The sequence below is a fragment of the Ihubacter massiliensis genome (assembly GCF_024125305.1).
GTDB classification, from domain to species: domain Bacteria; phylum Bacillota; class Clostridia; order Peptostreptococcales; family Anaerovoracaceae; genus Hominibacterium; species Hominibacterium faecale.
The window spans coordinates 688989-708519 of the sequence record NZ_JAMXVH010000001.1; the positions used below are offsets into that span (position 1 = coordinate 688989).

General features: G+C 46.4%; 14 protein-coding genes and 1 tRNA gene. All 15 read left to right on the plus strand.

All coding sequences use genetic code 11. The features are described from left to right. Window positions 1-65 precede the first annotated feature (65 nt). The 15 genes from NIA71_RS03080 (at window position 66) to NIA71_RS03150 (ending at window position 19448) form a co-directional block, all read left to right on the plus strand. Window positions 66-926 (plus strand): Rossmann-like and DUF2520 domain-containing protein, encoded by an 861-nt coding sequence (locus tag NIA71_RS03080; RefSeq protein ID WP_253019662.1) that lies wholly within the window; start codon window positions 66-68, stop codon window positions 924-926. Further along, window positions 923-1750, plus strand: a complete 828-nt coding sequence (gene panB, locus NIA71_RS03085; protein WP_148395106.1) for a 3-methyl-2-oxobutanoate hydroxymethyltransferase — start codon at window positions 923-925, stop codon at window positions 1748-1750. Before NIA71_RS03080 ends, panB begins: the two co-directional genes overlap by 4 nt. A 9-nt stretch (window positions 1751-1759) precedes the next feature. Then, entirely contained in the window at window positions 1760-2602 is an 843-nt protein-coding gene (panC, locus tag NIA71_RS03090) for a pantoate--beta-alanine ligase (RefSeq protein WP_253019663.1), read from the plus strand. Between the two features lie 161 nt (window positions 2603-2763). Beyond that, the gene (locus tag NIA71_RS03095) at window positions 2764-4350 is read left to right on the plus strand and encodes a DUF975 family protein (RefSeq protein WP_253019664.1); all 1587 of its coding nucleotides are present in this window, start codon (window positions 2764-2766) and stop codon (window positions 4348-4350) included. A gap of 108 nt (window positions 4351-4458) precedes the next feature. Beyond that, window positions 4459-6348 (plus strand): molecular chaperone HtpG, encoded by a 1890-nt coding sequence (gene htpG, locus NIA71_RS03100; RefSeq protein WP_227755190.1) that lies wholly within the window; start codon window positions 4459-4461, stop codon window positions 6346-6348. Window positions 6349-6499: 151 nt separating this feature from the next. After that, the gene (locus NIA71_RS03105; protein ID WP_253019665.1) at window positions 6500-8581 is read left to right on the plus strand and encodes a lectin like domain-containing protein; all 2082 of its coding nucleotides are present in this window, start codon (window positions 6500-6502) and stop codon (window positions 8579-8581) included. A 12-nt stretch (window positions 8582-8593) separates the two neighbouring features. Then, a complete protein-coding gene (gene polA, locus NIA71_RS03110) occupies window positions 8594-11257 on the plus strand; it encodes a DNA polymerase I (protein WP_253019666.1) in 2664 nt (887 codons plus the stop codon). 101 nt (window positions 11258-11358) lie between these two features. Next, the gene (gene coaE, locus NIA71_RS03115; protein WP_227755187.1) at window positions 11359-11949 is read left to right on the plus strand and encodes a dephospho-CoA kinase; all 591 of its coding nucleotides are present in this window, start codon (window positions 11359-11361) and stop codon (window positions 11947-11949) included. A gap of 20 nt (window positions 11950-11969) precedes the next feature. After that, on the plus strand, window positions 11970-12656 hold the full coding sequence (locus NIA71_RS03120) for a DUF554 domain-containing protein (protein ID WP_148395120.1): 687 nt from the start codon (window positions 11970-11972) through the stop codon (window positions 12654-12656). Window positions 12657-12719: 63 nt separating this feature from the next. After that, a complete protein-coding gene (locus NIA71_RS03125) occupies window positions 12720-13403 on the plus strand; it encodes a response regulator transcription factor (RefSeq protein WP_227755186.1) in 684 nt (227 codons plus the stop codon). Then, entirely contained in the window at window positions 13393-14388 is a 996-nt protein-coding gene (locus NIA71_RS03130; RefSeq protein ID WP_148395124.1) for a sensor histidine kinase, read from the plus strand. The genes NIA71_RS03125 and NIA71_RS03130 overlap by 11 nt, the downstream gene beginning before the upstream one ends. 99 nt (window positions 14389-14487) lie before the next feature. Next, window positions 14488-15255, plus strand: a complete 768-nt coding sequence (locus tag NIA71_RS03135) for an ABC transporter ATP-binding protein (protein WP_227755185.1) — start codon at window positions 14488-14490, stop codon at window positions 15253-15255. Next, window positions 15245-17236: an FtsX-like permease family protein gene (locus NIA71_RS03140; protein ID WP_253019667.1), complete on the plus strand. Its 1992-nt coding sequence runs from the start codon at window positions 15245-15247 to the stop codon at window positions 17234-17236. The genes NIA71_RS03135 and NIA71_RS03140 overlap by 11 nt, the downstream gene beginning before the upstream one ends. A gap of 200 nt (window positions 17237-17436) precedes the next feature. Continuing rightward, window positions 17437-17519, plus strand: a tRNA-Leu gene (locus NIA71_RS03145). A 282-nt stretch (window positions 17520-17801) separates the two neighbouring features. After that, window positions 17802-19448 (plus strand): family 10 glycosylhydrolase, encoded by a 1647-nt coding sequence (locus NIA71_RS03150; RefSeq protein WP_148395130.1) that lies wholly within the window; start codon window positions 17802-17804, stop codon window positions 19446-19448. Window positions 19449-19531 lie beyond the last annotated feature (83 nt).

Consider the following 19531-nt stretch of genomic DNA (forward strand, 5'->3'; position numbering starts at 1 on the left):
CCTATATCCATTGCGCGAATGGGACTTGAAAGATGATATCACATCCAATTACAGGAGGTGGTAGCATGAAAACAGGATTTATCGGAGCCGGGAAGGCCGGATGCAGTCTTTCCCGGTACCTTGCGGGTTCGCAGACGACGATCTGCGGTTTTTACAGCAAAACTCCGGAACATTCAAGACAGGCGGCAGATTATACCAGATCAGCCGTTTTTTTTAACTTAGAAGAGGTTGTACAAGAAAGTGATATGATCTTTGTAACAACTCCTGATAGCGTGATTGAACAGGTATGGGAAGGGATTAAACATTTGGAGGACAAAGGCTCGGTTGGGCTGAAAGGGAAAATTTTCTGCCATGTGAGCGGTTCCCTTTCATCACAGATTTTCTGCGGAGCCAAAGAGCGGGGCGTTTTCGTCTGCGCAGCCCATCCCATGCAGGCCATCAGCAGCAAAGACACCGATCTCACCGGCGCTTTTTTTACCCTGGACGGCGACGATCAGGCGGTGGGGCTCGTAAAAGGCATGCTGGAGAAAAAGGGAAACCCAACGGCAGTAATCGCTCCGGCCAGTAAGAAGAAATACCATATGGCGGCGTCCTGTGCCAGCAACCTGGTGGCGGGGCTGGCTCAAATTGCTGTGGACGCTCTCACAGACTGCGGATTTTCCCAGGAGGGAGCATTATCCATGCTGACACCCCTTATGCTGGGAAATATGAAAAACATCTGTGAAAAAGGGCCGATGGAGGCTCTGACCGGCCCGGTGGAACGCTGTGACTGCAATACCGTGAAAGCCCATATCGACCAGCTTAACGGGGAGGAACAAACGATTTATCGGCTTTTATCCCTGCGATTGATCCAGATCGCACAGAAAAAAAATCCAACAAGAGATTATTCCAAATTAAAATTGATACTGGAGGAAAAAGACCAATGAAAAACACAACCGTTACCTTTAAGAAAGCAAAAGAAGAAAAAACAAAACTGACCATGTTAACCGCCTATGATTACTCCTTCGCCAAACTGATGGATGAAGCAGGCGTGAATTCCATCCTGGTGGGGGACTCAGTGGGCATGGTTTGTCTGGGATATGAAGATACGCTGCCTGTAACCATGGAGGATATGATTCACCATACTGCGGCTGTTTCCAGGGGCGCTGCCAATGCGCTGGTGGTAGCTGACATGCCTTTCATGTCCTATCAGACTTCCGTTTATGATGCGGTTGTTAATGCCGGCCGTCTAATTAAAGAAGGCCATGCCCAGGCGGTAAAACTGGAAGGCGGTTTTGAAGTGACCGAACAGATCAAAGCCATTGTCAGCGCATCAATTCCGGTTGTGGCGCATATCGGCCTGACCCCGCAGTCAGTCAATGCCTTTGGCGGATTTAAAGTACAGGGGAAAAACCAAGAAGCAGCACAAAAGCTGCTGGATGAGGCAAGAGCCGTAGAAAAAGCCGGCGCCTTTGCGGTTGTTCTGGAATGTGTTCCGGAAAAGCTAGCATCCAAAATTTCCCAAGAGCTGTCCATACCCACCATCGGCATCGGCGCCGGAGCAGGATGCGATGGACAAGTTTTGGTATATCAGGATATGCTGGGCCTCTTCAGTGATTTCACGCCCAAATTCGTTAAGAAATTCGCCAATGTAGGTGAAATCGTAGGAGGCGCATTCCAGGATTATATCAAAGAGGTTCAGGAAGGCAGCTTCCCTGCAAAAGAACATACTTTTAAGATGGACGATGAAGTCATCGATCATTTGTATTAGGAGCACAAGATGAAGATTGCAGAGACAAAACAAGAAACTCGTAAGATTGTAAAAGAATGGAAAAAACAAGGGCTTTCGGTAGGCCTTGTTCCGACCATGGGCTTCCTCCATGAAGGCCATGAAAGCCTAATATTAAAATCTGCCGCTGAAAACGACAAAACTGTGGTCAGTGTGTTTGTCAATCCCATGCAGTTTGGAAAGAATGAGGATTTGGAAGATTATCCACGCGATTTTGAGCGGGATTGCTCCATCTGCCGAAAAGCAGGGGCAGATCTTATTTTTCACCCCTGCCCCCAAGAGATGTATCCGGCGGACTTCTTTTCCTATGTAAATGTGGATCGGATTACGGAGGGACTCTGCGGCAGCGATCGCCCGGGACATTTTCGAGGCGTCTGCACCGTGGTCAGCAAGTTGTTCCATATCACGACGCCGGACAGAGCATACTTTGGACAAAAGGATGCCCAGCAGCTGGCGGTAATAAAGAAAATGGTGCAGGATCTGGATTTTGACCTGCAAGTGATAGGCTGCCCCACTGTGAGAGAAGCGGATGGTCTGGCGAAAAGCTCACGCAATACATACCTGTCGCCAGAAGAACGGAAGGCGGCGGCTGTGATCCACAGGACCTTGGAATATGCGAAAGAAGCCATTTCACAGGGGCAGCGGGATGCAGGCGAGCTGAAAAAGGAACTGGTAAGCCGGATTGAGAAAGAGCCTCTTGCAGAGATCGATTATATTGAGCTGGTGGACGGCGAGCTTCTCCAGCCGGTGAAAGTTTTGAAAAAGCCGCTGCTGATCGCGGCAGCCGTCAGGGTGGGAAAGACCAGGCTCATTGACAATTATTTTTGGGAATAAACAATAGAGGACGAAATGGCAAATATCTATGTTCGCGTTGCCTGTTTATCCTTTTTCGGTAATATCCATTCTTTTTTCGAAGAAGCATTTGCTATAAACCCTAAATTTTGCTATACTGTATTGCAGTTTTTGTAAAAACGTATCGAAGAAAGGAATATCCTATGTGGAGCCGAAAGGAATTGAAAGCAGAGGCAAAGGCGAATCTGAAGAAAAATTACTGGGCCATGGTGGCGGTATGTTTCTTAATGGCGATTCTGATTGCCGAATACAGTCTGTCAACTGAGACAATTAATTATTATGATTCGGATAACCGTTACAGCGGCGCGGTCCAAAATGAGATGAACAGTACCGGCGGCCTTGGCGAAGAAATGGATCACTTGCTGCCGGGAAGCGAAGAACAGCTCCAGCAGGAACTCCACCCGACCAAAGGAGTGTTTTCCTCCGTTTTCAATATGCTGGGTAAATCCAAGGCAACGGCGAACAATATCCTTCGTACAATTAATTCTATTGCGGCAGACCATGGCGGATTTGCGCTAATGATCGCGTTGCTGGCCGTAGCGCTGGCAGCCTTTTATGAAATTTTCATTAAAGCCATGCTGCGAGTGGGTGAACGACGTTTCTTTCTGGAAAACCATTTATATCATAAAACGCATATAGGTAGAATCTTTTTCCTGTTCAAAGAAAAGAAATTCAGACGGCCAGCTTGGGTTATGCTGGTTAAGGCGATTTACCTGTTCCTATGGAGCCTGACCATTGTCGGCGGCATCATCAAGCACTACTCTTATAAAATGATTCCCTATATTCTAGCCGAAAACCCGGATATTGACCGGCGCCAAGCCTTCAAGCTGTCTCGGGAAATGATGAATGGAAACAAGTGGAAAGCATTCGTTCTGGACCTTTCCTTCATTGGCTGGAACATTCTCATGAGCGTAACCTTTGGCATTCTGGGGATTTTCTTCCTCAATCCTTATGTGCGCGGGGTGGAGGCCAATCTCTATCTGGCTCTACGCGCGACGGCGATTGCCCGCGATTTACCCGGGGCGGATGCCCTGAACGACGATTACCTGGCCGCCGCGCCGGCAGATATTCAAGAGGGCTTTTATCCGGGACAGGCGCAAGTGCGGCAAAAGAAAATCGCCCTTGACTACCACCGCCATTACACTTTGATCAATCTGGTGTTATTCTTTTTCATTGCTGCTTTTATCGGCTGGTGCTGGGAAGTTGCGCTCCATCTTGTAAAGGACGGCATCTTTGTCAACCGGGGCACCATGCTGGGACCCTGGCTGCCGATCTACGGCGTAGGGGGCGTGGCGTCGCTGATTATTCTCAAACGCTTTGTTGACAGGCCTTCGCTTTTGTTCGTTCTGACCATGGCTCTGTGCGGGGTTGTCGAATATTTTACTTCCTGGTATTTGGAAATGACCAAAGGGATCAAATGGTGGGATTACAGTGGTTACCTGCTCAATCTCAACGGTCGAATCTGCCTGGAAGGACTTCTGACCTTTGCCATTGCCGGCTGCGCCTTCATCTATTTGATCGCGCCAAAGCTGGATACCATGCTTAATAGAATTCCCAAGGGGACCAGGTTTGGCATCTGCGGTATCCTGATTCTGCTCTTCGGCGCCGATACCGTCTATTCCCACTTCCATCCAAATACCGGAGAAGGTATTACCGATTACGGGATGCTGGCAGAGCCGGAGCGTTCTGCCGCATCAGGTCAGGAGGCCTCAGGGGAAACGACGTTATAGGGAAAACTTGTAATTTCCCCCTTGATTTCTGACAACAGTTGATGTATAGTAATGTTAGCACTCGATAAAGCTGAGTGCTAACATTTTGATTTAAAAGGAGAATGTATTATGGCAAAGAAACAGTTTAAAGCAGAATCAAAACGACTTTTGGACCTGATGATCAATTCCATCTACACCCATAAAGAAATTTTCCTGAGAGAGCTTATTTCCAATGCCAGCGATGCCATTGACAAATTATATTACCGCAGCCTGACAGAGGGCAATACAGGCCTTTCAAGAGAAGATTTCGCAATTACCATCGAGCCCGATAAGGATGGACGTACCTTGAAGATTATGGATAATGGTATGGGTATGACCAAAGATGAACTGGAAAAGAACCTGGGAACCATTGCCAGGAGCGGTTCGCTGGACTTTAAGAAAGAAACAGAAGGCAAAGATGATATCGACATTATCGGCCAGTTCGGAGTAGGCTTTTATTCCGCTTTCATGGTCAGTGAGAAGGTAACGGTAATCAGCAAAGCCTTTGGTGAAGAAATGGCTTATCAGTGGGAATCCAGCGGAGCGGACGGATACTCCATAAAAGAATGTGAAAAAGATTCAAACGGCACTGAAATTACCTTGCAGCTGAAAGCGGACACCGATGATGAGAACTATAGCGAATACTTAGATACTTATAAAATCAAGAACCTGGTGGGCAAATATTCTGATTACATCCGCTATCCGATTAAGATGATGGTGGAAAAACAGCGCCTTAAAGAGGGAACTGAGGACGAATACGAAAGCTATTCGGAAATGGAGACCTTGAACAGCATGGTTCCTCTTTGGAAAAAGAATAAGAGCGAGATTAAGGACGAAGATTACAATACGTTTTATAAAGAAAAATTCTATGATTTCACCGATCCAGCCAAGGTGATCCATACCAGCGTGGAAGGCGTTACCAGTTATACCGCACTGTTGTTCATTCCGTCTCAGGCGCCTTATAACTACTATACCAAGGACTTTGAAAAAGGATTGCAGCTTTATTCTTCGGGCGTGCTGATCATGGACAAATGCGCCGATCTTCTGCCGGACCATTTCAGCTTTGTCAGAGGTCTGGTAGATTCCCAGGATTTGTCGCTGAATATTTCCAGAGAAATGCTTCAGCATGACCGCCAGCTGCGGGCCATCGCATCTCGTTTGGAAAAGAAGATCAAGAGTGAGCTCTTGGAAATGCTCAATAAGGATCGGGACAAATATGTGGAATTCTTTAAGAATTTTGGATTGCAGCTGAAATACGGGCTTTACGACCAGTTCGGCGCTCACAAGGAAGTTCTCAAAGATCTGGTTATGTTCCATTCATCCCAGGAAAACGCATTGGTTACACTATCTGAATATGTGTCCAGAATGAAGCCTGAACAGAAATATATTTATTATGCCAGCGGCCAGACCACAGAAAAGATCGACAAGCTGCCCCAGACAGAGCTGTTAAAAGATAAGGGCTATGAGATCCTTTATCTGACAGAGGACATCGACGAATTTGCGCTGCAGATGCTGCGGGAATTCGATGAGAAGGAGTTCAAATCCGTATCCAGCGATGACCTGGAGATCGAGGAAAGCAAGGAAGAAAAGGAAGCTGCCGACAAACAGGCGGAGGAAAGTAAAGACATGCTGGCCTTTATGAAAGAGGCTCTGGGGGATAAGGTCGCGGAAGTGCGGCTGACCCAAAGATTAAAGAGCCATCCTGTGTGCCTGACGGCCAAAGGCGGCCTTTCCATTGAGATGGAAAAAGTCCTCAACTCCATGCCGGTGGACCAGAAGGTTCAGGCGGAGCGGGTACTGGAGATCAACGCCAAGCATCCGATTCTGGAGACCTTGAACACCGTCTATAAAGAAGATCAGGAAGCGGTGAAAACCTATACCAAGCTGTTATACGATCAAGCATTGATGATCGAAGGCCTGCCGGTAGAGGACCCGGTGGCATTCTCCAACGCAGTCTGTGAATTGATGACAAAGAAATAAAAACCATATTAAAGAAAACCCGGTGCAAAGGGAGCAGATCGCTCCGCCGTGCGCCGGGTTCTTTGATTAGTGCAAAAGCCGAACGTACCTTGCTAGCAGGGAAACTTTGTCGTATAATAGAAAAGATATTGAACAATGGATGGGAGAAGTTATGAAAAGAAGAGTATTATCGATCTGTATCACCTTTGTTATGCTGGTGACATTACTGGCAACAACAGGTTCCGCGGCAGTTTTTGCAGACAGCGGCGCCAAAACATCCCTTTCCGGGGCAGAAAAAATTGGTGGCTTGGAAGAAGTGGGAGACCAGGTTCGCTACCGGATGAAAAACGATGCCCTCCTGGATCCGGGACAGGCGGCGGCTAAGAAAGCGGCCAGAGCTTCATCCGTATCTCAATCCAAATTTTCACTGGCGGATAAAATGCCTGCGGTTCGCGACCAGGCAGCAAGTGATAACTGCTGGACCTACGGCACGCTGGCATCCATGGAATCCAGTCTCATCATGCGGGGCCTTTCCGGAACCGGACTGGATCTCTCCGAGAACCATTTGACCTGGTTTACCTATAAAGGCGCAAGCAGCGCTGCAAAGAGCGCTTATGCTGGAAAAGACACCCACATCCTTACCCAGAGCAGAAGCCCCTTCAGCGAGGGCGGAAACCGATGGTTTTCCACAGCTACGCTTGCCAGATGGTACGGTGCTGCCGATAACAGCAGAGTAGGAAATACCACCAGCCTTTCCTCCGGCATTCAGACCGTGTCGGATATTCGGCTGCGTAATGCGGATTTTCTGCCGGAGCCGGCCGAGAATAACGAAAACGCAAAAAGAATTATTAAAAACTATTTAGTTAATAAAGGTGCTGTAGATGTGTCGTACTATGTGCCTAATAAAAACCTGCAGAAGAATGCAGACGGTAAATTTGGCTACTACTATGGCGGAAATGCTCTTGCCAATCATGAGGTTGCCATTGTCGGCTGGGATGATGATATTTATTTCAGCGGCTGGAAAGGCCCGGGCGCCTGGCTGGTGCGCAACAGCTGGGGCAGCGATTGGGGAGACAACGGCTATTTTTACCTTTCCTACTATGATTCCAGCCTGTGCAATCCGACCTTCTTCGAAGCAGAGGCCCGTTCCTATAACGGCGGCAGCACCTCTCATGAATATACATCCGTCTATCAGTATGACGGCGTGGGCGCCGGAGACGGAGAGTTTGCCATGGGCAGCAAGCTTTCTTCGGCTAACCGGTATACGGCTAGAAAAGACGAGCTGATCCGGGCCGTTGGAACCTATACAGGGGCGGCCAATTCCACGGTCAACGTTTCCATATATATCAATCCTTCTGCTTCCAATCCGGCCAGTGGTGTGAAAAAACTTAGTAAATCCTTTTCCCTCCAATATGCGGGATATCATACCTTGGATTTGGGGACGGCCATCGGCATACCCAAGGGATGCACCTTTTCCATCGTGGTTTCTTCCTCCTTTACCGATGGCGGCAGGCGCTATTATTTCCTGCCTAATGAAACAGCCGACTATAACTACTATGTGTCCGCATCCATCGATTTCAGCAAAGGACAGAGCTTTATCAACGATGGCGACGGCTGGTACGATGTGACCAATGTGGCGCCCATTGCTGACGGCAGGGATAAATACGAAGTGGGAAACGCACTGGCAAAAGCCTTTGGTACAAATACCGGAACTGCGGCTCAATCCATATCAGCAAAGAGCAAATACACCAAAACTTACGGCAATAAGGCCTTCAAACTGAACGCCAAGCGAAAAAAAGGCAACGGAAAACTCTATTACCGGTCCAGCAACACCAGTGTGGCTGCAGTCAGTTCTTCAGGAAAAGTAACCATAAAAGGCCCTGGCAAAGCAACCGTAACCATTTCCGCAGCGCCGAGCACGGTCTACAAGTCTGCGTCTAGGAATGTGACCATAACCGTAAAGCCAAAAAAAACGACGATTACCACAGTCAAATCAAAAAAATACAGAACCCTTTCCGTAAAGTGGAAAAAAGATTCCAAGGCCAGCGGCTATCAAGTAATGATCGCTCAGAACAAATCGTTTAAAAAGGGAAAGAAAACGGCCACCATTAAAAAGAAATCAACCACCAGCAAGACTTTTAAAAAACTCCCATCCGGAAAGACTTATTATGTAAAGGTCCGCGCATATAAAAAGGCGGGCAGCAAGAAGGTCTACGGGTCTTACAGCAAGATCAAGAAAATAAAGACAAGATAGAAGGAGCAGAGCATGGAAAAGACCATTGTCATCATTGATGGAAACAGTTTGATCAATCGGGCGTACTACGCAATGCAGCGGCCTATGATCACAAAGGACGGAATCTATACACAGGGTATCTTCGGCTTTCTCAATATGCTGTCGAAGATTGAAAAAGATTATGAACCGGGTTATATAACGGTGGCTTTCGACTTGAAGGCGCCGACCTTCCGCCATAAAGAATACAAGGAGTATAAGGCAGGCCGCAAAAAGATGCCGCCGGAGCTGGTGATGCAAATGCCGCTTTTAAAAGATGTGCTGCGGGCGATGAACATCAAGCTGCTGGAAATGGAAGGCTTTGAAGCGGACGATATCATCGGAACCGTCGCCCGGGAAGCGGAGGAGCAGGGGCTGCTGCCGCTGATCATCACCGGGGATAAAGACGAATTGCAGCTGGCCACCGATAAGACGAAAGTCATCATTACCAAGAAGGGGATCTCCCAGTTTGAGATCTATGACCGGAAGGCGATGATTGATAAGTACGGATTTACACCTGCCCAGTTCATTGATTTTAAGGGCCTTATGGGCGATCAATCGGATAATATCCCAGGACTTCCCGGCGTGGGTGAAAAAACGGCGCAAAAGCTGATTTTGGAATACGGGAGCGTGGAGGAGCTGATTGCCAATACGGACAAAATTACCAGCCCCAAATTAAAAGAAAAAATCGAAGACAATGTCCAGCTGGCTGTTATGAGCAAGCGGCTGGCGACGATCAATACCAATGTACCCATTGACATTGATTTTGACGAGTTTTTATTGGAAGAGCCGGATTACGATCAGCTGATCGAAATCTACACCAAGCTGGAATTCAATAGTTTTCTGAAAAAACTGGATAAGTCGGCGGTGAAAAGTGCGGCCCAGCAGACGATTATCGATACGGAAGCTATCGAAAAGACGGTCATTCGGGAGCCGGAGCAGGTGCATGATCTGAAGCTGACAGAGCAGATTTCCATCAAAGTGCTGGGAGATTATAATCACGTAGCCGCGCCAAAAGTTTACGGGATCGGTATTCTGTCAACCAATGGCAAGTATTTCTATATCAACTGCGAAAAGGAAGAAACACTGCTGGCGGCCATCGATCTCTTCAACGAGGAAAAGCCGTGTTTTATCGGCCATGATCTGAAAAACGATTATTATATGCTGATGGCTTACGGCCTGGTCAGCTGCAGCTCTTGCTTTGATACGGCCATCGGCCAGTATGTTCTGGAATCGGGACGCAGCAACTATAACCTCAAGACCCTGGCTTATGAATATTTCCACGAGAGCCTGGAGGATGAAAAAGAGTTCTTTGAGAGCAACAGTCAAGTGGACTTATTCAGCGATCCTACGGAGATTTACAGCACTTACGGGCTTCGGTGGTGCGCCACTGTTCTCAGTCTGATGCCGGTGCTGGCTCAGAAGACCGAGGATGAAAACCTGAAGCAGGTTTTATACGAGGTGGAATTGCCGCTGATCGAAGTTATGGCAGCCATGGAGCGGGACGGCGTCACGGTTGATCGCAAAGAACTGACGGATTTGGGCGAGGTAATCACAGCTCAGGTGGAGACCATTACCCAGAAGATTTATGATCTTGCCGGCGAGTCTTTTAACATCAATTCACCGGCCCAGCTGGGACCGATCCTCTTTGAAAAGCTTGGGCTGACAGCCGGAAAGAAAACAAAACGGGGGTATTCCACCAGCGCTGAAACGCTGGAAAAGATCATGGACGAGCATGAAATCGTGCCCTTGATTTTAGAGTACCGGACCCTGACCAAGCTGAACAGCACCTATATTGAAGGGCTGCTGCCGCTGATCGACGAAAACAATAAGATCCATGCTCATTTCAATCAGACGGTGACGGCCACCGGCCGCATCAGCTGTACGGAACCCAATCTGCAGAACATTCCCATCCGCCAGGCATTCGGGCGACAGCTGCGAAAGGCTTTCGTGCCCGAGGATGACCATCATACCCTGGTGGGGGCGGATTATTCCCAGATTGAACTGCGGGTACTGGCCCATATGGCAGAAGATCCTGCGCTGATCGAAGCATTCAACCAGGGCGAGGATATCCACCGGACGACAGCCGCCAATGTGCTGGGCGTACCCAAAGAGCAGATTACCATTGAAGAACGGAGCCGGGCTAAGGCGGTTAATTTCGGTGTTATTTACGGTATGAGCTCCTTCGGCCTTTCTTCGGAACTGCATATTACAAGAAAGGATGCAGACGCTTATATCAAAGCTTACTTTGAAAAGCATGCGGCAGTGAAGACCTTTATGGATGAGCAGGTCCGCCTGTGCAAAGAACAGGGCTATGTGACCACTATCAAGGGGAGGAAACGTTATATCAGTGAAATCAATGCTTCCAATTATATGGTGCGTCAGGTGGGGGAACGGCTGGCTATGAACAGTCCCATCCAGGGGAGTGCGGCGGATATTATCAAGCTGGCGATGATCAAAGTGTTCCAACAGATTAAAGAACAGGGATTGAAATCCAGGCTGATTCTCCAGGTCCACGACGAATTGATCATTGAAACCGCTGAGGACGAACAGGATATCATCGAGCGATTGCTGGTGGAAAATATGGAAAACGCAATCGATTTGAAAGCCCGATTAGTCGTAGATCTGAATCAGGGTAAAAGCTGGTATGATTTGAAATAACAAAGTCGGCTTCGCCGATTCTTTAAAGAAGTAGACTTTGTTGATACTCCGGAAATATCGCTGACGATATTTCCTACGTCATAGAAGAACGGGAGCATACGATGAAAATTATTGGACTGACAGGAGGCATTGGGGCCGGTAAGTCTACAGCATCGAAATATTTGGCGAAAAACGGGTACGCCGTCATTGATGCCGATCAGATTGCAAGAGAGGTGGTGGAGCCGGGAAAGCCTCTGCTGGCAGAACTCCGACAGGCCTTTGGAGCCGAAATTATTAAAACGGATGGAAGTCTAGACAGAAAGGCCCTGGCCGCCATTGTTTTTGAAGACGAAGCCGGTCGCAGAAAACTGAATCGGATCATGCATAGCAATATTATTCAAGTTATCGATAAGAGAATTGAAGCATCCTGCAGGCAGGAAACATGTAAAGGAATCATCATTGACGCGCCGCTGCTATTTGAAACCGGCCTGGAAGAAAAGTGCGATCAAACCTGGCTGTTGGTAGCAGATTGGGAAACTCGCATTCGCCGGGTCTGTGCCAGAGATGGCGCAGCGCCGCAGGAGGTGGAGGCCAGGATCAAAAGTCAGATGGATGATGAGGAAAAACGAAAACGGGCTGATCTTGTGATCGACAATTCCGGCAGCAGACAGGAGCTGGAACAGAAGCTGAAGACTGTGATCGCACAGCTGTAGAAGGAGGCAGGAAAAGGAATATGATTGGCACGATTGTCAACACTTGTACAATTTTAGCGGGAAGTATCATCGGAAGCGTGATAAAAAAAGGCATTAAGCAAACCTATCAGGATGCACTGCTCAATGCCATGGGTTTGGCGGCAGTGGCTTTGGGCATCAATACCCTTGTCCAGAACATGCCGAACAGTGAGTTTCCCGTCCTTTTCATTCTCAGTCTGGCAGCAGGGAGCCTCTTCGGTTACATTGTTGACTTGGACAGGCGGTTTCAGAATCTCACCGACCGTTTCAGCGCCTCCGGTTCCAATTTGGCCCAGGGTCTTTCCACTGGAATTATGCTCTTTTGCATCGGCACCCTTTCCATTTTGGGACCTATCGAAAGCGCTCTCCACGGAGACCATACCTTTCTTTTCACCAATGCCACTTTGGATTTTGTGACCTCCATGGTATTGGCATCTACATACGGCATCGGTATTGCTATTGCCGCCGGTGTGCTGTTCTTGTGGCAGGGAGGCATTTATTTATTGGCGACGTGTGTGGCTTCCTCTTTGTCTGCCGATTTGCTTACGGAAGTTTCCATTATTGGAGGTATTCTCATCTTCAGCTCAGGACTGTCCATTCTCAAAATCAAGGACCTGAAAGCACTGAACATGCTGCCGTCACTTTTAGTACCAATCATCTGGTTCGGTGTGAAAGCCTTGTTTTCTTAATTGACCCAAGGATAAAATGACGTTAAAATAAAAAGACTATGAAACTGAAAGGCAAAGATAATCATGGAAAAACTATTCCTTGTTGAAGATGAGCCCAAGATTCGCCAGGAGCTGGCCGCCTCACTGATCAAAAACGGATATTCTTGTATACTGGAGGATCAATTTGAGCATGTTGCGGAAGATATTCTGGCAGAAGCTCCTGATTTGGTTTTGTTGGATATTAATCTGCCCGTCCACGACGGATTTTATATCTGCCGGGAAGTGCGGAAAGTATCCCGTGTACCGGTGATCATGGTAACCAGCAGAGATTCGGATTTGGATGAAGTTATGAGCTTGAATACCGGAGCCGATGACTTTATTTCAAAACCTTACAACCTTCATGTGTTATTAGCTCGGATCGCTGCCGTACTCAAACGGAGCAGAGGAGGAAATGACCAGGCATTACTTAAATATAAAGGGGTATGTTTGGAATTGCTTAAGAGCAAAGTCTCCTATCAGAACCAAGAGATGGAGCTGACCAAAAATGAACTGGAGATTCTAAAAAAACTGATGAATCAAAAAGAGCAGATTGTTTCCAGAGACGAGCTGATCCGTACACTTTGGGAACAAGCTGAATTTGTTGAAGACGGGACTTTGACGGTCAACATCAATCGGCTTCGCCGCAAGCTGGAATCGATTGGCTTGAACGGGTTTTTAACAACGAAGCGCGGGCAGGGATATATGATCGAGTGGACCAATGAATTTTAACACATACTTGAAAGAAAAAGGAATGCGGATCTTCTTTTTTCTATGTATTTATGCTCTGGCTGGCTGTTTCCTATATGCCACTGGTACAGGATTACCTGCAATCTGTCTGATTGAAATCATCTTTTTGATGACTGGATGCGGGATGCTGTTCTTTGATTATGTAAAAAAAGTCCGTTTCTATCAGGAAGTGGCCAGCACCATCCATGTGTTTTCGGAAAATACAGGTTTGATGGAATTGCCGATGGAACCGGATTTTTGGGATGGAAAGATCGTACACAACATTTTGGAGCAATTGAAAACCGATTACAATGATCAAATGGCTGCTCAAATGGGCCAAAATCGAGAATACCGCCAGTACATTGAAAGCTGGGTCCATGAAATAAAGCTGCCGATTGCAGCCGCCCAGATGCTGGTAACCAACTATCCCAGCAGGGAGACGGCCAGTATTGGAGAAGAATTGCAAAAGATTGAAGCATACGTACAGCAGGCGCTCTACTATGCCCGCAGCGAAGGGGTGGAAAAGGACTATCTGATCAGTCCGATTTCCTTAAAAGATTTGGTGCTAAAAGAACTGGCTGACTGTGCAAGGGATATGCTGGAAGCCAATATACGACCGGCAGCCGAAAATCTGGACTATCAAATTTTGGCAGACAGTAAGTGGTGCGGGTTCATTCTTAGGCAGATTCTTTCCAATTCCATCAAGTATCGCAGCAAGATGGACGGTATGATCCGCCTTACTGCGAAGGAAGAGGGGTCCTGCATCTGGCTTTCCATTTTTGATAATGGAATCGGAATATCGGAAAAAGATATGGAGCGGATTTTTGAAAAGGGATTTACGGGGGAAAATGGGAGAAAATATGGCTCATCCACCGGCATGGGCTTATATTTATGTAAAAAATTATGTGATAAAATGGAAATGAAGCTGAATATTCATTCCGTTCAAGGAAAGGGTACGGAAGTGCGGATTGGATTTGTAAAAGCGTGAACTGGGATCTTACAAAAGTGTAATATTTCTGTCAGATAAATCGGTGGAAGGCTTAACTCCCTCCTGGTATGCTATAGAAAAGAAAAGGAGGAAGTTTATATGGAATATGTATTAAACGCAAAAAACGTACAAAAGTATTATTACAATAAAAAGAACGTTACCAAGGCGGTGGATGATGTTGATCTCAAAGTACACAGAGGCGAGTATATTGGAATTATGGGTCCATCAGGAAGCGGTAAAACGACTTTGCTCAACTGCATTTCGACCATCGATATTGTGACGGCGGGCCATATTTTTATCGGAGAAAAGGATATTACGACGCTGAAACAAAATCAATTGTCAGATTTCAGAAGAAACCGTCTAGGATTTATTTTTCAGGATTTTAATCTGCTAGACACCCTGACGGCTTATGATAATATTGCTCTGGCCCTGGCTGTGATTGGAAAGGAGCCAAAACTTATCGATCAAGCGGTGCATAGGATGGCAGAGGAGCTGGGAATTGAAGAAATTCTTTCGAAATTTCCCTACGAATTGTCTGGAGGTCAGAAACAGCGGGTGGCCTGCGCCAGAGCAATGGTAAAAAATCCGTCTCTGGTATTGGCCGATGAACCTACAGGAGCATTGGATTCCAAATCGTCGAAAATGCTTTTGCAGAATCTGGGAGATATGAATGAAAAAAGAAACGCTACGATTTTGATGGTTACCCACGACGCCTTTACAGCCAGCCATTGCAAACGAATTCTCTTTATGAAGGACGGCAAATTGTTTCATGAGCTGGTAAGAGGATTGGATACGAGAAAGGAATTTTTCAAAAAGATCATTGAAGTCGTTTCTGTGCTGGGAGGTGACAACAACCATGTCATCTAAAAAAGCAAAGATCCAGACAATGGCTCTTTTTCAGCAGATTGCCAGAAAAAACGTAAAAAACAACTTAAAAAATTATATGATTTATTTTCTGACAATGACGTTGGGCGTTGCACTGTTTTACACCTTCAATTCGACAAATGCCCAGTTTGCGATGATGAATATGAGAGATGAAGGCAGTTATTTAACATTTGCTTCTGCTACGCTGCTAGGGGTATCGCTGTTTATCTGTGTTATTATGGGGTTTTTAGTCAGCTATGCTAATCGCTTTTTAATGCGCAAACGGAAAAAAGAGCTGGGTATTTATATTAGTCTGGGCATTGACCAAAAAACAATTTCAAAATTGATTCAAAAGGAAACTCTTTTGATTGGAGGGATCTCCCTGGCCGCCGGGCTGGCTGTCGGTATTTTTCTTTCCCAGGGGCTGGCTCTCATTTCCATGCAGTTTTTAGCTGTTCAGAACGCAAGTTATCATTTTGTATTTTCGCCTGGAGCCGCATTGGGGGCAATTTGCTTTTTCGGCCTATTGTTTTTTGTTATGTATCGGGTGAACAACCGAACTTTAAAAAAGTACAAACTGATAGATCTGCTGTACGCAGATAAGAAAAATGAAAACTATCGTGAAAAATCGTCAGTCCAGAATCTCCTGATCGCAATCTTTGGCGGGGCTCTGATTATCGGAGGCTATTTGATGATTCTGGGTACAGATTCTTTAAGCCCGAAATGGGCGGGCGCTGGTATTGTATGCATTTTTATTGGAACATTTTTTTTCATTTGGGCAGTATCAGGGGTGCTGCTGCTGGTCTGCAAACGGCGTAAAAAAAAGTATTACAGAGGTATCAACCTTTTTTCCGTTGCGCAGATTGCAAGCAAATTCAAGACCACAAATGTTTCCCTTTCAATCATTTGTATCCTGTTGTTCCTTGCTATCAGCAGTATGACCATTGGGCTGGGGATGGGAAAAAGCTTTTCCCAGGATTTAGATACGCTTACTGCTTATGATGCTACAGTAAGAAAGATTCAAGAAGAAGGTATGAGCGGCCGCCAGTTTGCCAAATTGCAGCTTGAACAAGATTTGGAAGAAAAGGGACTGAAGATCAGTCAGATCGGTGCGGCAGGGCAGATTTCAATATATGCTTTTCCTGATACGAAAATTCAGGGCAAGCAGGTCTATACAGTGTCTCTGTCGGACTATAATAAAGCGCGGATCATGCAGGGCCTTAAACCTGTTCAACTTTCCAGCAACAGTTATCTGCTGTCGGTAACAGATCGGGATATGATAGCAGAATTCAAAGAGTTTTTATCCCAAACTGACGGTGAACTGCAAGTCAATGGGGAAAAATTAAAGCCGGAAACCAAAAATTTGCTCAATATGGGTTACGCGGTCAGTAATGTAAATACTGGGGACGGGACGGCAATCGTCGCTGATGGACTATTAAAAGGAAAAACGCCGCAAATCAAATATTTAAATATCAACTATACAAAAGATGCGGAACATGCTAATAATGTCCTTGCCGACGGTCTTAGGAATTTACAGGATAAATCGTATTCACTGGCAGAAAAGAGTATGGTAATTGTTGAACTGACATCCAGCAATTTGATGATGTCCTATTTGGCAATTTACTTGGGCATCTCGTTTATGATCTGTGCCTGCGTAGTACTGGCCTTACAGCAGATGGGAGAAGCGGAAGATAACCGGAAGCGGTACAGGGCTTTGAAGCAACTTGGCGTTCGATCCACTGCTATCCGAAAGTCTATTTTTCAGCAGATAGGCGTATACTTTGGATTGCCCTTGATACTGGCCTTGATTCACGTGGTGGTGCTCACTGTTGGTTTTTATATGATGCTGCCGCCGATGGGAATCCCCGCGATTATCTATAATACTGCTTTTGCAGCAATTGTTACCGGTGCTGTTTATGGAAGCTATTTCTTCCTCACATATTTGTCTGGAAAGTCTGCGGCGGAAGAAGATGTATCACAATAATTGTTTTATGATCGGTCGGGGCCTCCTTCTTTGGGGCCCCACCTTTTTTAGGTCAGATGATTTAACAGGTTCCGGACAATGAATGATTTTCTCGATACATAAGTATAAAATATCAAATTTTTACGAACTTGTGATTGACAAAAGGGTCAATTTCCATTAAAATTGTAAAAGTGAGTTGAAGGAAAATAATTCACGGATGTGCGGCTGTGGCGGAATAGGCAGACGCGCACGGTTGAGGGCCGTGTGGGCGACCGTATGGGTTCAAGTCCCATCAGCCGCACCAATATAAATCGTTGGAATGATTGCGTTTCCAACGATTTTTTTATTATGCAGGAAATAGATCAATTACGGGTATCTCTTTGAAGGACTTAAGATTGCTTCCTGGTCCTGACGCAGATTGAAGAGCGGGACTACGAAGCCGGGCTGTGCGCGGAAAGTTATGACGATATTCGAAAATACGGTGTTTCATTCATCAAGGAGAGCGGAAAACATTTCCGGTTCCAATTCAGGTCAATGGAAGTTATAGTAGTAACATACTTAACATTACAAAAGGAGATTCATTATTGTGAAAAGAATTGGAATTATTTTTATGATAACAGCGCTGCTGCTGGGAGGCGCTTTTACCTACGGACCCCAACGACCGGAAACTAGCTTTGCAGCGGCAGCCAAGGGCGAATTGAGAGGAATATGGGTGTCGGTCTTTGATTTGCCCAAACTGGGGTTGAACGCTTCCAATGAGGCAGCCTTTATTAAGAATGCCGACCAGTTTTTAACCGATGCCAAATCAAATGGAATTAATACGGTTTTTCTGCATGTACGCGCCTTTGACGATGCCATTTATCCGTCGAAGACCTTTAGAAGGAACCAGTATGTGTCCTCTTCCTACGACCCGCTGCAGCTGATGATCCAGCAGGCCCATAAAAAAGGTATGGAGCTTCATGCCTGGATGAATCCCTACAGGCTGGATTACAATTATTATTTGGATCCGGCGCAAGCGTCCACCAGTGAGCGCATTAAAAAAGCCGTTTCCGAAGTGATGGCATATGATATCGACGGCATTCATTTTGACGACTATTTTTACCATGCAGAAAAGGGATACAAAAATGTCAATGGAACCATTACTATCCAAAAGGAGCAGGAACCTTCCCCACCTGTTAAGCGGGCCAACGTCAATGCGATGGTTAGTTCAATTTATTCCTACATAAAAACGAAAAAGGCGGATGCCGTTTTCGGTATCAGTCCCCAGGGCAGTCTGGAAAATTGCCGGCTGGGAGGAGCCGATATTGACCGCTGGATTTCGCAGAGCGGTTATGTAGACTATTTGATGCCGCAAATCTATTGGTCCAATCAATGGGGAAGCAAGGCCGACCGGGCGATGTTTTCGGAGCGAATCGCAGAATGGAAAAGGCTGAATAATGGCAGGAAAACCCTATATGCCGGACTGGCCTTATATCGAACCGGCACCGCCATTTCCGACGATCCGGGTTGGATGAAGAAATCGACCAATTTAAAAGATCAAGTCCAGATTTTGCGAAGCAGCGGTCTAGCAGGCTACACCTTGTTCAGCGGACAAGATCTATACAGGAGCGCTGCTCAAAAAGAGCTTTCCCAATTGCGCGTGCTTCTTGGTCTGGAGACAGCGCCGTCTGTTCCCAAGCCAATTCCGGCGCAGGCGCTTCAGGTTTCGGCAAGCAGCTACAACTCTTTAAAACTTTCCTGGAAAACGCTGCCGGGTGTGAGCGGATATCAGATTTACAGAGCCGCTTCAAAGGGAGGCACTTATAAAAAAATCAAAACCATTGATAAAGCACAAACCAGTACCTATAAAGATTCCTCCCTGGTATCGGGCAAAAGCTATTATTATAAAATAAGAGGCTACAAAGGCAGCCAATACGGGGCGTTTTCCACGGTTAAAAGCGGAACGCCAAAACCGTCAGCACCTAAAATAAGCGTCAAGGCCGGCAAACGTTCTGCGGCCATCAAATGGAAGAAAATCTCCGGCGCCAATGGATATGTTCTGTACAGAGCCGCGGGCACTAAGGGAAAATTCAAGACAATCAGGACAATAAAGTCAGGCTCTACGATCAAATATACCAACAAAAAACTTGCGAAGAAGAAAAAATACACCTTCCGAATGCGTGCTTATCGCCTGGTAAAAGGAAAGCGGGTCTACAGCGGATACAGCAGCAAGGTAACGGTGCGCATAAAATAACGTAGTCGGCTTTGCCGATTCATAAAAGAAGTAGATTTTGTTGATATTTCCTATGCTATAAAGAAATGCAGATTGCCCGGCCT